Origin of the sequence: Bradyrhizobium sp. BEA-2-5 (assembly GCF_032918025.1) — a bacterium.
GTDB classification, from domain to species: domain Bacteria; phylum Pseudomonadota; class Alphaproteobacteria; order Rhizobiales; family Xanthobacteraceae; genus Bradyrhizobium; species Bradyrhizobium pachyrhizi.
Map to the genome: position 1 here is coordinate 3,788,634 of NZ_CP136629.1, position 14,599 is coordinate 3,803,232.

The 14,599-nt window shown below is 62.8% G+C and carries 16 protein-coding genes; 8 read left to right on the top strand and 8 right to left on the bottom strand.

Annotated elements, in window-relative coordinates; all coding sequences use genetic code 11:
* The first annotated feature begins 92 nt into the window (after window positions 1–92).
* The gene (locus RX327_RS17485; RefSeq protein WP_317250964.1) at window positions 93–542 is read left to right on the top strand and encodes a helix-turn-helix domain-containing protein; all 450 of its coding nucleotides are present in this window, start codon (window positions 93–95) and stop codon (window positions 540–542) included.
* 182 nt (window positions 543–724) lie between these two features.
* Here RX327_RS17485 and RX327_RS17490 read toward each other — a convergent pair whose 3' ends face one another.
* Together RX327_RS17490 and RX327_RS17495 are read right to left on the bottom strand one after the other, a co-directional pair.
* Window positions 725–1,057, bottom strand: a complete 333-nt coding sequence (locus RX327_RS17490) for a DHCW motif cupin fold protein (protein ID WP_317250965.1) — start codon at window positions 1,055–1,057, stop codon at window positions 725–727.
* A gap of 254 nt (window positions 1,058–1,311) precedes the next feature.
* Window positions 1,312–1,683 (bottom strand): nuclear transport factor 2 family protein, encoded by a 372-nt coding sequence (locus tag RX327_RS17495; RefSeq protein WP_050386716.1) that lies wholly within the window; start codon window positions 1,681–1,683, stop codon window positions 1,312–1,314.
* Window positions 1,684–1,820: 137 nt separating this feature from the next.
* Here RX327_RS17495 and guaA point away from each other — a divergent pair, with 137 nt between their 5' ends.
* Window positions 1,821–3,419 carry a glutamine-hydrolyzing GMP synthase gene (guaA, locus tag RX327_RS17500; protein ID WP_317250966.1) on the top strand — a complete coding sequence of 533 codons (1,599 nt, stop codon included), beginning with the start codon at window positions 1,821–1,823 and terminating at the stop codon, window positions 3,417–3,419.
* 101 nt (window positions 3,420–3,520) lie between these two features.
* The gene (locus tag RX327_RS17505) at window positions 3,521–4,297 is read left to right on the top strand and encodes a hypothetical protein (RefSeq protein ID WP_317250967.1); all 777 of its coding nucleotides are present in this window, start codon (window positions 3,521–3,523) and stop codon (window positions 4,295–4,297) included.
* A gap of 654 nt (window positions 4,298–4,951) precedes the next feature.
* Here the strand turns inward: RX327_RS17505 and RX327_RS17510 are convergent.
* Complete coding sequence (locus RX327_RS17510; protein WP_050386769.1) at window positions 4,952–5,515, bottom strand: TetR/AcrR family transcriptional regulator; 564 nt, start codon at window positions 5,513–5,515, stop codon at window positions 4,952–4,954.
* A gap of 106 nt (window positions 5,516–5,621) precedes the next feature.
* On the opposite strand from RX327_RS17510, the gene RX327_RS17515 reads away from it, so the two are divergent.
* Window positions 5,622–6,278 (top strand): glutathione S-transferase, encoded by a 657-nt coding sequence (locus RX327_RS17515; protein WP_050386715.1) that lies wholly within the window; start codon window positions 5,622–5,624, stop codon window positions 6,276–6,278.
* 163 nt (window positions 6,279–6,441) lie between these two features.
* On the opposite strand, the gene RX327_RS17520 is transcribed toward RX327_RS17515, so the two are convergent.
* Both RX327_RS17520 and RX327_RS17525 read right to left on the bottom strand, forming a co-directional pair.
* Window positions 6,442–7,041 carry an NADPH-dependent F420 reductase gene (locus tag RX327_RS17520; RefSeq protein WP_317250968.1) on the bottom strand — a complete coding sequence of 200 codons (600 nt, stop codon included), beginning with the start codon at window positions 7,039–7,041 and terminating at the stop codon, window positions 6,442–6,444.
* A gap of 36 nt (window positions 7,042–7,077) precedes the next feature.
* Complete coding sequence (locus RX327_RS17525; RefSeq protein WP_050386768.1) at window positions 7,078–7,812, bottom strand: SDR family NAD(P)-dependent oxidoreductase; 735 nt, start codon at window positions 7,810–7,812, stop codon at window positions 7,078–7,080.
* A gap of 316 nt (window positions 7,813–8,128) precedes the next feature.
* Between RX327_RS17525 and RX327_RS17530 the strand changes: the two genes are divergently transcribed.
* On the top strand, window positions 8,129–9,025 hold the full coding sequence (locus RX327_RS17530) for a LysR family transcriptional regulator (protein ID WP_050386767.1): 897 nt from the start codon (window positions 8,129–8,131) through the stop codon (window positions 9,023–9,025).
* Between the two features lie 283 nt (window positions 9,026–9,308).
* Here RX327_RS17530 and RX327_RS17535 read toward each other — a convergent pair whose 3' ends face one another.
* Together RX327_RS17535 and RX327_RS17540 are read right to left on the bottom strand one after the other, a co-directional pair.
* Window positions 9,309–9,545: a hypothetical protein gene (locus RX327_RS17535; RefSeq protein ID WP_050386713.1), complete on the bottom strand. Its 237-nt coding sequence runs from the start codon at window positions 9,543–9,545 to the stop codon at window positions 9,309–9,311.
* A gap of 240 nt (window positions 9,546–9,785) precedes the next feature.
* On the bottom strand, window positions 9,786–10,931 hold the full coding sequence (locus RX327_RS17540) for an NAD(P)/FAD-dependent oxidoreductase (RefSeq protein WP_317250969.1): 1,146 nt from the start codon (window positions 10,929–10,931) through the stop codon (window positions 9,786–9,788).
* 356 nt (window positions 10,932–11,287) lie between these two features.
* Here RX327_RS17540 and RX327_RS17545 point away from each other — a divergent pair, with 356 nt between their 5' ends.
* On the top strand, window positions 11,288–12,475 hold the full coding sequence (locus RX327_RS17545) for a serine hydrolase domain-containing protein (protein ID WP_160321809.1): 1,188 nt from the start codon (window positions 11,288–11,290) through the stop codon (window positions 12,473–12,475).
* 78 nt (window positions 12,476–12,553) lie between these two features.
* Here the strand turns inward: RX327_RS17545 and RX327_RS17550 are convergent, their stop codons facing one another.
* On the bottom strand, window positions 12,554–13,207 hold the full coding sequence (locus RX327_RS17550) for a glutathione S-transferase family protein (RefSeq protein ID WP_050386711.1): 654 nt from the start codon (window positions 13,205–13,207) through the stop codon (window positions 12,554–12,556).
* A 550-nt stretch (window positions 13,208–13,757) separates the two neighbouring features.
* Here RX327_RS17550 and RX327_RS17555 point away from each other — a divergent pair.
* Both RX327_RS17555 and RX327_RS17560 read left to right on the top strand, forming a co-directional pair.
* Window positions 13,758–13,904 carry a hypothetical protein gene (locus RX327_RS17555; protein WP_160321808.1) on the top strand — a complete coding sequence of 49 codons (147 nt, stop codon included), beginning with the start codon at window positions 13,758–13,760 and terminating at the stop codon, window positions 13,902–13,904.
* A 6-nt stretch (window positions 13,905–13,910) separates the two neighbouring features.
* Entirely contained in the window at window positions 13,911–14,447 is a 537-nt protein-coding gene (locus tag RX327_RS17560) for a helix-turn-helix domain-containing protein (RefSeq protein ID WP_028335070.1), read from the top strand.
* Window positions 14,448–14,599 lie beyond the last annotated feature (152 nt).

The window sequence follows — 14,599 nt, forward strand, 5'->3', positions numbered from 1 at the left end:
ATCTGGTCTCATCATGAGACCAGTTGCGCGAAGCGCTGTCTAGTCCTATTTTAGAACCAGTTCGGAATCGTGATCGAGAAAGGTTGGCCGCCATGAAGCGGACCGGATTCGCCAAAGCGGACTGCCCGGTGGCGCGCGCGCTCGATGCGATCGGAGACTGGTGGTCGCTCCTGATCGTGCGCGATGCTTTCGACGGGCTGCGCCGGTTCGGCGATTTCCAGAAGAACCTCGGCATTGCCAAGGGCATGCTCAGCACGCGCCTGCGCAAGCTGGTCGAGCTCGACGTGCTCGAGCAGGTCGCGGCCTCCGACGGCAGCGCCTATCAGGAATATGTGCTGACCAGGCGGGGCCACGACCTGTTCCCGATCGTGGTCTCCTTGCGCCAATGGGGCGAGGCGCATCTCTATGCGCGCGGCGAGGCGCATTCGGTGCTGCTCGACCAGGCCGGGCAGGCGGTCGGGCAACTCGTGCTGCCGTCGAAGAGCGGCAAGCCGCTGGGCTGGGCGGATACGAAGGTGAGGAAGGTGGCGCGGCGGCGGTGAGTGCGTGTTAGCGGCTACTTCGTTGCCGGTCTCCGCAAACACTGTCGTCATCCTGAGGTGCGCGCCGGGCGGTGCGCCAGCAACGCGCGGCGAGCCTCGAAGGATGGGGATGGAGCCGGGCTGTCGCCCTTCGAGACGCGCTACGCGCTCCTCAGGGTGACGGGAGACAACGGGGTTGCTCTTCAATCCACAATAAACAGCGTCGCACCCGTCTTGGTCGACGACCGGTGCGCCGCGTCGCCGAAATCCGAGACCTGGTAGCTCATGCCTGCGGTCAGCTTGAATTTGCGCCCGTCGCGCAGCTCGGAGTCGAGCTCGCCCTTCAACACGTACAGCACGTGGCCGCGATCGCACCAATGATCGGCGAGATAGCCCGGCGAATATTCCACCATCCGCACCCGGAGATCGCCGATATTGAGCGTGCGCCACCTGGCCTGTCCGGTCTCGCCGGGATGCACTGAAGGCTCGACGTTGCTCCAGTCGGTGACGGTGAAGGGCAGGGGCGGGATTCTCATGGGCTGGATCCTGACGTTCTGTGGCTCTACGCGTCTGCATCTCCAAATGCCGGCGTCATCCCCGCGCAACGGCGAAGCCGTTGTCGCTGGAGGTGCGCGTCGAGCGGTGCGCAAGCAACGCTCGGCGGGCCTCGAAGGATGGGGATGGAGCCGGGCTGTCGCCCTTCGAGGGCCGCTGAAGAGGCGGCCACCTCCAGCGACAAAGGCGAAGCCTTTGCGCGGGGGTGACGGGAGAGCAGGAGTGGCGCAGCAGCTTAATGCACCAGATGGTTCGCCGAGCCCTGCCGGATCTTCCCCTCGGCATCCAGCCGCAGATACTCGCAAATCTTCTTGCCGCGTTCATTCTGGTAGAACACGACGACGCTGTCGGGCGAGACATAGAGGTCGATCAGCTCGAAATGCAGCTCGGGCAATTTCGCCAGCGCCGCGCTCCAATAGGCCCGCAAGCTGGCCTTGCCGAGCACGGTGCCTGACGCGCCGAAGCCGAGCGGCGGAATCCGGTCCGAGGTCATCTCGGCATCCTCGGCATACATCGCCAGAACGCGCTCGAGGTCGCGCGCGTTCCAGGCAGCGATCCAGTCGTGGCCGAGCGCGGCAAGGCGGGATGGGTCGTGAAAATCCGGCATTGGTTTCCTCCATGTGGCTTACGGCCAAATTAGGTCAATAATACTGACCTATATCCGTTTGTCCATGCCCAAAGAAGCATGTGGGCGCCCCTTCGAGCGCGGTTGCGGGGGCGGGCGCCGTCGCGTATCTGCTTGCCATGACAGCCCAGCACACAGCCCGCGAACCGTCGACGCCCTCGGTGGCCTCGGCGCACGACAAGATTCTCATCGTCGACTTCGGCAGCCAGGTGACGCAGCTGATCGCGCGTCGCGTGCGCGAGGACGGCGTCTATTGCGAGATCGTGCCGTTCAACAAGGCCGAAGAGGCCTTCAAGGAGATGAAGCCGAAGGCGGTGATCCTCTCCGGCGGCCCCGAGTCGGTGCACGAGGCCGGCTCGCCCCGCGCGCCGCAATTGATCTTCGCCTCCGGCGTGCCCGTGATGGGCATCTGCTACGGCCAGATGACCATGGCCGCGCAGCTCGGCGGCGAGGTCGAGGGCGGCCATCACCGCGAATTCGGCCGCGCCGACGTCGAGGTCAAGGCCGAGAGCAAGCTGTTCGAGGACGTCTGGTCGTCAGGCAGCAAGAACCAGGTCTGGATGAGCCATGGCGACCGCATCACCAGGATGCCGCCGGGCTTCTCCGTCGCCGGCACCTCACCGAACGCGCCTTTCGCGATCATCCAGGACGAGAAACGCAAATATTACGGCCTGATGTTCCACCCCGAAGTGGTGCACACGCCCGACGGCGCGAAACTGATCCGCAACTTCGTCCGCAAGATCGCCGGCCTCACCGGCGACTGGACCATGCGCGCCTTCCGCGAGGAGGAGATCGCCAAGATCCGCGCGCAGGTCGGCAAGGGCAGGGTGATCTGCGGCCTGTCCGGCGGCGTCGATTCGGCCGTGGCGGCCGTGCTGATTCATGAGGCGATCGGCGACCAGCTCACCTGCGTCTTCGTCGATCACGGCTTGATGCGCCTCAACGAGGCCGAGCAGGTCGTCGACCTGTTCCGCCACCACTACAACATCCCGCTCGTGCACGTGGATGCCTCGAAACAGTTTCTGGGCGAGCTCGAAGGCGTCACCGACCCGGAAGCGAAGCGCAAGACCATCGGCCGCCTCTTCATCGAGGTGTTCGAGGCCGAGGCCAAGAAGATCGGCGGCGCCGATTTCCTGGCGCAAGGCACGCTCTACCCCGACGTGATCGAGAGCGTCTCCTTCACCGGCGGCCCCTCCGTCACCATCAAGTCGCACCATAATGTCGGCGGCCTGCCCGAGCGCATGAACATGAAGCTCGTCGAGCCCTTGCGCGAGCTGTTCAAGGACGAGGTGCGCAAGCTCGGCCGCGAGCTGGGCCTTCCCGAAATCTTCGTCGGCCGTCACCCGTTCCCGGGCCCCGGCCTCGCCATCCGCTGCCCCGGCGAGATCACGAAGGATAAGCTCGACATCCTGCGCAAAGCGGACGCCGTCTACATCGACCAGATCAGGAAGCACGGCCTCTACGACGAGATCTGGCAGGCCTTCGCCGTGCTGCTCCCGGTCAAGACCGTCGGCGTCATGGGCGACGGCCGCACCTACGACTACGTCGTCGGCCTGCGCGCCGTGACGTCGACCGACGGCATGACCGCGGATTTCTACCAGTTCGACATGAAGTTCCTGGGGGAGACGGCGACGCGCATCATCAACGAGGTGAAGGGCGTGAACCGGGTGGTGTACGATGTGACCAGCAAGCCGCCGGGGACGATCGAGTGGGAGTAGGGGGCAAAATAGCCGAGGCCTTAGGCCGAAACGAGACACTCATTTCGCACGAATCCTAGGGTTGGCGAATAGTGGCGAGGGAAGCAGACTTTCCAGCGACCGTGATCAAGGCGCTGGCCGAGCGGGTAGGGCACCGCTGCTCATTTCCAGATTGCAATGCGTCGACGATCGGTCCAAGTGCAGAGTCGGCGACTAGTATCGCAAAGACAGGAATGGCCTGTCACATCTATGCGGCAGCGGACGGTCCGGCTGCACGTCGAACAGGCCGTAGCAAAAGTATCGACGAACTGCGTTCGATCGAAAACGGCATCTGGATGTGTTATCGGCATGGCAAACTCATCGACACCGATGAATGTAGCTACACGCCGCAATTGTTGAGTGACTGGCGGCGGCTCGCAGAGCATCGTGCGAGATTGCGACACGAACTGGGGCGCGAACTTACGTGTGATCGAGTTAGGCTGGAAAAGGCCCTTGGGTCGGACAAGGACCACTGGGAGCGGTCTTTGTCCAAGCGCTCTTTGCTGCAAGGCTCTACGCTCGGATCGTTGATTAAGATCCTTGAGCGGCATGGGGTGCAAGGCGCAGATATAGCCTATCTCAAATGGATAAAGGACAAACGAGATTACTTTGTCCATCGCTTGTTTCATGACGGCGCATGGCCTGGTGATCTGGATGAGGACGGCTGTCGAACGATGAGGCGGAGGCTTCTCGCGATTCAGCTCTGGCTATCGCGGGCAGAGAGAAACATTTGGCTGATCTTTGAGCGAGCCGGTTTCGTTGAACTTGACCATCTGGAAGATGGCGGTCTTTTGGCCACCAACATGGGCATATACGATCTATTGGAGGCCGATACTCAGAGCGCCGACGAGGATTTTTGATGGCCACTTCCGGCGTGTCGGTTGGATTTGCCTTCAACACAAATCAAATCCCGCTTCACCACCTGCGACAAATCACCCCGACGGGCAACTCACCAAAACCTGTCAATCTGCGAATAAGAAAATATTCCGCTTGGCGTTTGACCCAACTCAGATGTTCAATATGCGCGTCTCACCCGAGACGAGGGGCGGATCGCGATCGTCACGAACGCGGGTCGAGATGCGGTGGACGCTGAATGCGCGACTGACGAGTGCGCGTGAGGCGGACGGCGAAGTCGTGTGGTCCTGACGCCCAAGTGGCAGGTGTCTCTTCACATTGCGCGGTGCGCGTGGCGAAGACGGTGACAAACAAGCCAAGTCTCGCCGGGGAGAGCACGAAGTAAGCCGTAACCCATCGCGCAGGGAAAGCCGGGTTGTTTCCGGTTACACCTGTGGTCCTACCCCCGAGCTTTCTACCCATTGCTCGGGGCCCATGGGTGCGATCGGCACCCGGCTTTCCCTGCGCCCTCTATTCTCAACGAGGGTGAAACCAAGAGCAAAGCTCGGACGGTTCAGTCGCGAGAATGCGGTTTCGTGCCCGCGCGCCGGCTGAAGCGGGCAGAGCGGATCGGCTGGAGAGGCGTGATGCACCATATCGATCATCGAGCCATGGATGAGCTACGCCGGCAGCAGGCCGGCGGCGCGATAGTTGTCGATCAAGGAGTCGTAGAGCGAAATATCGGAGCGGCTTCTGGCGACGAGCTGCGCGCCGGCGACGGCGGCGAAGATGGCGCGGGCGCGCTGTTCGCTCTTTCTTGCGCTGACCAGGCCCGCGGCCACCAACAGCTTGCTCAGCCACGCCACGTTGACGTCGGCAAAGATCTGGACTTCCTTCTTCACTGCGTCCGGCAGGTCGTCGACTTCCGCCGACATGAAGCTGCAGAGGCACATGCGATTGTTGCTCTCGAGCGCCTTGCGAAACACATCGGGGTATCGACGCAGGCAGCGGACAGGATCGGCCGCTTCTGCCAGCATCGCCTCGAGTTGGGCGGCGGTGTCCTCCCAGTAGCGCCGCGCGACGGCCACGCCGAGATCGGCCTTGCTCGGAAAATGGTGATAGATGCTGGCGGCCTTGATCCCGACTTCGTCCGCGAGATCACGGAAATTCAAGCCGCCATAGCCGCGGGCCTGCGCGGTCCGCTTTGCCGCCGCCAGGATGGCTTCCCGAGAGCTTGAACTCATCATTGCCTCACCGCTTCGTTATCTACCAAGTGACAGATAGGCGTTGACCTGCCCGATTTGAAGGCTAATTTAGCCTACCAAGTGACAGGTAGACACAGGAGTCCTGATGAAGATTTACGATTGGCCAACTGGCCCATATCCGGCCCGCGTTCGCATCGCTTTGGCCGAGAAGAACCTGCGGCCGCAAGTGGAGTTCGTACTGGTCGATCTCTACAAGGGCGAGCACAAGCAGCCCGAATTCCTCGCCAAGAACTACTCCGGCACGCTGCCGGTGCTCGAACTCGACGACGGGACCTTCATTGGCGAGTGCACGGCTATTACCGAGTACCTTGACGCGCTCGTTGGCGCGCCGACGCTGACCGGCAGGACGCCGCGCGAAAAGGGTGTGATCCACATGATGAGCAAGCGCGCCGAACTGGAAGTGCTCGACGCCGTCAGCGTCTATTTTCACCACGCCACGCCAGGTCTCGGGCCTCATGTCGAGATCTATCAGAACCCCGAATGGGGATTCCGTCAGCGCGACAAGGCCCTCAGGGGGATGCACTACTTTGACGGCATTCTGAAACGACAGCCGTTCGTTGCCGGCGACGCATTCACGATGGCCGATGTCACCCTCATCGGCGGCTTGATCTTCGCGGGACTGGTGAACGTGCCGGTGCCGGTGGAGTGCGAGGCTCTTTTGGCATGGTACGCAGCGATGCAGGAGCGTCCTAGCGTGAAGAACCGGATAACGATGTCCGAGCCGATCAAGGCACTTGATTGAGATCGTCGTTTGCGACCACCGCCCTCGTAAGTCCTACGCGAGGGCGGATCGCCACGACGGCAAGCGTAGCCCGGATGAGCGCAGCGACATCCGGGAATCTTTCGTCCACCGCATCCCGCATGTCGCTCTGCTCATGCGGGCTACCCGGCTTCCGAGGGTCCGATCACTGCTCCTTCTTGAACAAATCCTGGAAGATGAGCGGGCCCCAACTGCGCCCGCGTGCGTGCACCAGCGCGCCACCCTCGTTGAGCTTTCCCAGCTTGACGGGCGCGAACCCGAGTTGCTTCGCCAAGGCCGCCACAGGAGCGGTCGCGTCCTCGTCGTCACCAGACAGCAAGACGACCCGGTGCCCGCCCTCGACGATCGGATCGGCAGCCAGGGTGGCCGCAATCAGGTGATTGAACCCTTTGACGAGCTTGGCGCCGGTGAACGCCTTCGCGACGAAGGCGGAGGACGGGAGGCCGTCCAGCTCTTCAGGGACTGGAAACGCGTTCATCGCATCGATGACCGTCTTGCCTTTCCAGCTCGGCAGGGCCTTCGCAACCTCGCGATGCTCCCCGAACGGGACCGCCAGGATGATTGTGTCGGCCTCGAGTGCTTCCCGCAACAACTTGGCGACGACCGTGGGTCCAATCGCCCGAGCCTGCGGCGCCAACGCCTCGGGCGGCCGGCGGCTGGCGACGGTCACGTCGATGTTTTTGCGGGCGAAGGCGTGGGCGAGGGCCTGACCTATCTTACCGAATCCTACAATCGCGTAGCTCATGATGTTTCTCCGATCCGTGTTGGTGTTGATTCGATTTCAGATGGCCGAAAAACCGCCGTCGACAGACAAATCCACCCCATTCACGAAGCTCGAATCGTCTGAGGCAAGAAACAGCGCGGCCGCGGCAATTTCCTCAGGACGACCCATCTTTCCCCGCGGGATCAGGGATTCGAACATCCGCTTCGCCTCCTCGGTGAGAACCTGGTCCTGCATCGGTGTGGCGATCGGCCCCGGGCTCAGCACGTTCACCCGGATATTCCTGCCCTTCAGTTCGTTGAGCCAGGTGCGCGCGAATGAGCGCAATGCCGCCTTGCTCGCCGCATATACGCCGTAACCGGGAAAACCTTTTACGGACGCGACCGACCCGGTCATGAAGATCGATCCGCCATCGTTGAACAGCGGCAACGCCTTCTGAACCGCAAACAGCGTGCCGCGCGTATTCAGGTCGAAGGTCGCATCGAAATGCCGCTCGGTAATCTCGCCGAGTGGGACGGCTTCGCCGATGCCGGCGCTCGCGTACAGGACGTCGATCTTGCCCTTTTCCCGCTTGACCGTGTCGAACAGACGGTCGAGGTCGTCGAGATTGGCCGCGTCGCCGCGCACGCCGGTTACGTTCCGGCCGATCAGCCTGACGGCCTGGTCGAGCGCCTCCTGCCTTCGGCCCGTGATGAAAACATAGGCGCCTTCTTCAACGAACCGCCTGGCGCTCGCCAGCGCCATACCGCTCGATCCACCCGTGATGACTGCAACCTTTCCCTCAAGCTTTCCCATGACTTCTCCTTTCGTCGTGTCGGACAGCGTCTCGGGTCCCATTTACGAGATGGCCCTCGAGAACCTCGACGTAGCTCCGCCGGCGTCAGGCGTTGAGTGCGGAAGCGCGCACATCGGTGGTGCGAAATCGATCCGGCAGGACGACTGACGCCAGCCGCGACGATCGGTGTCCGCCGTTCGGAATTGGGCCGCGCTTGTCGGCGTGGCTATTCGGCTTGGGCTATGATGATCGCCCGTGCTACCCACATACGAGATGCTGTTCGATGTACTGGAGACGGGCTTTGGAAGGCGCACCCCAGCGGTGCTGGATTGCACCATGATCGACTGGGATGACGTTCGCTACTTTCTTGCCGTCGCGCGCGGAGGCTCGGTGCGGGCTGCCGCCGAGCGCCTCGGGGTGAACCACTCGACCGTGCTGCGACGCGTCGCCCAGCTGGAGGAACGGCTCGGAGCGCAGATGTTCGAGAAGCTGCCTTCGGGTTACCGCCTGACGGCTGCGGGGGAAGAGGTCCTCGAGCTCGCGGACCAGATGGAAGCGTCGTCGCACCAGCTGGAGACGCGCGTCTTTGGCCGCGACCAGAGCGTGCGCGGGCTTCTGCGGGTGACGCTGGCACCGACCCTCGCGACACACCTGCTTATGCCGGATTTCGCCGATTTCGCGCGTCTGCATCCGGACATCGAAATGGAAATCTTGTCGTCCGGCGAGCTGGCAAATCTGACCAACCGGGAGGCCGACGTCGCGATCCGCGTCGTCTACGACCGCAAAACCCTGCCGCTCAATCTTCACGGCCTGAAGGGACCGGAGCTGTTCGGAGGCATCTACATATCCCGCGATCGACTGGCGGCGTGGCGTGCGGGCGCGCCTGATCCCGTCAGGTGGATCGTCATAAGCATTCACGGAATCCCGGACTGGGCCCACGAGGGCGAGGTTCGCGCCGCCGAGGTTCCGTTCAGGGCCACAGATGCCGCGGCACAGATCGTCGCGGTGCGGCAGGGGCTCGGGATGACGACGCTGCCGTGCTTCGTCGGAGATGCCGACCCCCTGCTGGTGAGGGTGCCGGGCACCGACCTGCACATGTACGGGACGCTCTGGCTTCTCACACAGGGGGAGACACGCAAGACGAAGCGCGTGCGGCTCTTCACCGAGTTCGTATCCCGCAGGCTCACCGCGTACGCGCCGCTTCTCGCCGGGCTGTCGATATCACGCGACTGACGCGCGGGCAGGTAGCCGATGGCGCTTGCCGCAATCCGATCGGAGGCGAGCTGCGATTGCACCAAGCGAAAATCGCGCTCAATCCCTTGCGCTGCTGACGGTAGCAAGCGTAGCCCGGATGAGCGAAGCGATATCCGGGGCATTTCTATCCGTCTGTCGCGTGGTGTCCCGCATATCGCTGCGCTCATGCGGGCTACTCGCTGCGTCGCTAGATGTCGAGATGGCGCACCACGGCGGTCAAGCGGCTAAGGGGCAGCCCGGCCGATCGGTGCGTGCGCCGCGATCAATACGGACCCGGTTCGCAGGGGACATTGTTGCCGGTCCAGGGCGCAGTGGCGAATGAGCCGACGCGCGGCGCCGGGATGCAGGCGCGACCGTCAACGTAGACGGGCTCGGTCGGCGCGGCGACGCTCGCCTCCGCGACGTGGCGGGACATCGCGTGGGTTTCGCGCGCCATTGCCGGCGACGCGATCATGGCAACCGCGATCAAAGCAGCCGACAGGAGTTTGACGTTCGTCATGGAGTTTCTCCGTTTTGTTTATGGGGCCAAGGAGTTTAGCCTCGTCAGACATGTGTGCACGGCAACGGCGGACTTAAATGCAATCATCACTCACGCTGGCTCAACGCTGCGTGAGCAATGCGATCCTCGCCGTTGTGTCGCGCGATGCAGACCATCACCGACAGACTGGATGAACGAGGCGTAATCCATCACGTCTTCGCGCGATGATCGTGAGGGTGCGTTACGTCCGCTAAAACTCCGTCACGGCGCGAGCTCCGCTCTGACCTCGCCGAGCAGCGCCATGCCGCCGAGCCGGCCGAGTTCGTCCGAACATTTTGCGCTCTTGCCGTAGCAGCAGAAGGCGACCGTAACGCGCTCCGAAAGCGGTCCGATGCAGGGCAGGCCGCTGTCGCCGAAAGTGGTCATGCAGGGCACGACGCGGCGTTCCTCGAAAGCAAGGTCGCGAATGCGGTCAAGGATCTGTCCTTGAAGCCGATCGGCGACTTCAATCGATCCGCCCGAGCGGAACCAGTCCTTGATATCGGCCTCGCTGTCGAGCGGAAGATCGACCGGATCGCCGCCGAGCTTCAGCCAGGTCTGGCCGTCCGGATAGGGGATCGGCGGCAGGATGTAGGGATTGTCGCCCTTGGGCCCGAGACAACGCATCGACGGCATTCCGGCCAGGCGTTGAACCTCCGCCGCACCAAGCCGGAACAGCGCCGCGGTCCGCCCATAGACCGTAAAGCCCAGCGAGCAGCCGAGCAGCGATTGGGTATGCCCGCCCGCCGCAACCAGCACACGCTCGGCCTCGACGCTGCCCGATCGCGTCCGGATCGTGACGCCGGAGCCGCTTTCCGAAATCCCCAGCGCGGGTTCGTCGATGATCCGGGCGCCGGCACACTCCGCCGCGATCGTCTGCGCGCGGACCAGGCGGCGCGGGCTGATGTATCCGGCATTGCGAGGCTCGAAATAACCCTGCATTCCCGCCGTCGATTTCAGAAACGGAAAGCGCTCCGCGAGCCCCGCATCATGATAGGCTTCATACTGGATCCCGTCTTCGGCACAGATCCTGCCGATCGAAGCAACGTCAGTGGTTTCGCTGCGGCCGACGTGAAGCGCACCGGCTTCCCGATAGAACTCCACGCCGCTCTCCGCTGAAATCTCGCCGTAGCGAGAAATCGCGGCGCGGTTCGCTTGCCGCCAGAACGGCCCCGGATCGTAACTCCGCGTGATGCGGCCCTCGTCATAGTGGCTGCCGAACACGCCGCCATGGCGCGAAAAATCCGCCGGCTCATCGGGCCCGATCAGCGCAACATCGTGGCCCATCTTGCTCAGATGCCGCGCAGCCGCCGATCCGATCAGGCCGCGTCCGATCACCGCAAGTTTGATCGCTTGATTGGTGCTCACGAAGAAGTCCTGCGCTCTGCCTGCATCGGCGGGGTGAGATCGACCATGTCATTTCCGATGCTCTGGCAGCAAGCATAATCCAGCCGAGCGCGCAGCTGGACCGGCGAAGCTTGATCCGCCGCATCTTGAAGCCGGGCGCGAGGCGGCGGGTTACGCGTTCGGCTAACCTGGCCCCGACTCCCGCTAGAGTCTTCGCGACTGCCCGGAAGTCGGCGCAAGCGGCGTCTGACGACGCTGTTTCCACGGAGCGAACTTGAAACAAATAGTCACGGTGATTTCGCTCGCGCTGGACGGCGTTATATGAGAGGATGCAACCAAAGGTCAACATGGTGCATCTTCACCGGCAGGAGGGCGAAATGAGCGACCAGATGATCGATGCGACGACAAGTCCGGCACAGATCGTTCAGCAGGCGGCAAAAAAATATCTCGACATCAGCAACGCCCCTGGCTGCTGCATCGCGGTCTATGACGAAAAGTCGTTCGGCACCAAGGGCTACGTCTACCCCAAGGGACTGTCAGGCGTGGCCGGCTCTTCGCCCGCGCCATTCAGTGTCACGACCGACACGGTGTTCGAGATCGGATCGGTGACCAAGGTGTTCACCAGCACATTGCTGGCGGTGGCCGTCAAGGCGGGTGGGCCTTCTCTTGACGATACCATCGGCCCTTACTTGAACCTCTTCAGCGCGAACGCAGTGGGAACGCCCGTGCTGGATGCCATCCAGCTCGTGCAATTCGCCACCCATACCTCCGGTATGCCGGAGCAGCCGGGGGACGGCTTGACTGGCTACAGCGAGCAGCTGTTTGCGGACGAGCCGCCCTCCAGTGAACTCATCAACTGGTGGAATCAATATGATACGCCGCCGCAGGGCTGCTGGCAGTATTCCAACATCGGCTTCGTGACCCTGGGCTTTGCGGTCACGCAGATGTTTGCGAAAGACAAGGGCCATAACTACAACGAAATTTTGGCCGAATACGTCACCGGTCCGCTCGGCATGAAGCAAACGGGCGCCGTCGTCAATTCATCATGGAAGATCGCGCAGGGATGTATCGGGCATTGGAGCAAGAGCTCTGAGCCGCCATACCAGATCGTTTTCGACCGCAACACGCCGACCGGCGGCACAGCCTTTGATCTGAAAACCACCGGCGACGATATGCTCAAATTTCTTGCCGCGCAGATCGCGGCGCCGAAGGGGCCGCTCGGCTCGCAAATCGCGCTCACGCAGCAGAACCAGGGGACATTCCCCGTTTGCGGGGAGAAGACCAGCGTCACCATGGGCCTCGCCTGGCAGATCACCACGGACACGCAGGGCCATACCGTTTTCACAAAGAACGGCGCGACGAGCAGGGGCGGATTCGAAGCGATCGTGATCGTCGTGCCGGAATTGCAATGCGGTGTCGCGGTGCTGAGCAACCAGTATTTCGATGCGTCGGGCGTGCACCCCGCGGGGATCGCACCCGGCCGCACCGCAATAGAGATTATCTCGCAGCTTCATCCAGGATTCGAACTGACCGAACCGCTGCCAGAACACGATCCATTCGACTAGCAAACCTGGCCCGGACGGGCGCAGCACGTCCGGCGGCTTTGCCATCTGCGCGAGAGCCTGTCCCTGATGTCGCCAGCGTCAGCCGGTCGGTCGCTTACCCGTGTTGATCGCCATCTGCGCGGCGAAAGCCCGGCGGTAAGCCGGCCGGGCCTCGCCGCGGGCGACATAGGCGGACAGGCTCGGATATTCGTCGAGAATGCCCGATGCTCTCAGCCTGAGCAGCACCGACACCATCATCAGGTCGCCCGCGCTGAACGCGCCGTCGAGCCAGTCGGCCTTGCCGAGGCGGGCGGAGAGTTGCTGCAGCCGGTCGCGGATGCGATCCATAACCAACGGCAGGCGCTCTTTGGTCCAGGGCTTGTCGCTCTCCAGAATCCTGGCGGTCATGAGTTCGAGGATCGGCGGTTCCACCGTGTTGACCGCGGCAAACATCCAGGTGATTGCGCGGGCGCGGGCATTGGCCTCGCCGGGCAGCAGGCCCGCATGACGCTCGGCGATATGGAGCACGATCGAGCCTGTCTCGAACAGCGCGAGATCACCTTCCTCATAGGTCGGAATCTGGCCGAAGGGATGCAGCGCCAGATGCGCAGGCGCCTTCATCGCCTGGAACGAAACAAGGCGAACCTCGTAAGGCTGGCCCGCTTCTTCCAGCGCCCAGCGAACGCGCGTGTCGCGCGCCAGTCCCTTGCCGCCATCGGGCGACCGTTCGAAGGCGGTGATGATGGGCGTCATCGTTTCTCTCCATGTCCTTGCGTCCCGAGGACGAGCGGGCGGCGCGCGCCCCGACAGCCGATTCGGGATTCTTTTGACAGCAAGCTACATGTTCGCGCATGCGGGGCACGCGGTCGAGTTGCCCCGGCGCAAGTCAAATCCCTTTGCGTCGCCTGCGACAAATCACCCCGACGGGCAACTCAGCGCGATCGGCACCCGGCTTTCCCTGCGCCCTCTGTGAGAGGAGGGCGGCAACTACAGCAAGGCTCGGGCACTTCATGCCGCGAGAATGCGGAAGCTTGATTCACGGCTCCGCAACACACTCAGTGTCGTCCCTGCGAAAGCAGGGACCCATAACCACCGATGGTCATTGTCGAGCGATGCCAGAACGACGAGTCCTGTTCCCAACCCCGGCCGCGCCGTAATGGGTCCCTGCTTTCGCAGGGACGATCAGCGTGCTTGCGGAACGGTTGTGGCCACCGCATCGCGCGGTCGGACCGGACGGGCATTGTGATCGTGATGGCGGTGTGCGGTTTCGCCAACCACCCTATGCGAAAAAAGACAGACTGCCGTGGCCGGGCTCGTGACATGCCTGTGGTTCGACCAGCGCCAGGCGCGCGCGGCTGCGGATTTTACGCCGCGGCCGTTCCTGGTAGCGGTGTCCGCGGCGCATGTCTTCGCTGACCTGCGCCACGAGTTGCAGAACAAAGTCGGGTGAATGTTGATGGGTGATCAAGGCCGCGGGTTGCGAAGAATGCGATTGCTTCGTCAGATGAAGCAAAGCCACCTCGCTGAATTGATGGGTGTGGATCAGGCGACCGTGTCGCGCTGGGAGCGCGGTATTCTCGATCTGTCTGAAACCCAGTGGATCTCGGCGCGCCGATTGCTCATGGGTCCGTTCGAGCCGGCCCAGGATGTCGCCCTGAAGCGCCTTGTCGAATCCTCGACGCGCAAGGTCCATCTGGTGTGCGACCTGACGCATCGGCTGCTTGCCGCATCGGCGCCCAGGCAGGCCGAATGGCGAACCGGCTTGTCCGAATTCCTGGGCAAATCGCTACGTGTTTATGCCTCTCCGGAAATCCTCGCGGCTGACACCGCCCTCAATGATCTCGGCTGGTATGACGGGCAGCTCAGCTCGCTCGAGGTCAATACGGGTCCGAACTCCGATGCGGACCTCGTGATCCTTCCGGGACGCATGCTGTGGGAGCGCATCATGCTCGCCGACGGTGCCCCCGCACGGCTGGTCACCACCATTGCCTGATGCACGGGGAGGCTGCCTCAGCCGGATAACGCTCGCATATTTTATGCGTGGCGACCTTTCGACAAAGGCTGCTAGGTCAGGCTCGTACGGCAGACGAGCTTTGGCACGCGCATCCGGTTGGATGCGCGGGAAAAAGCTCTGAAGCGGAACAC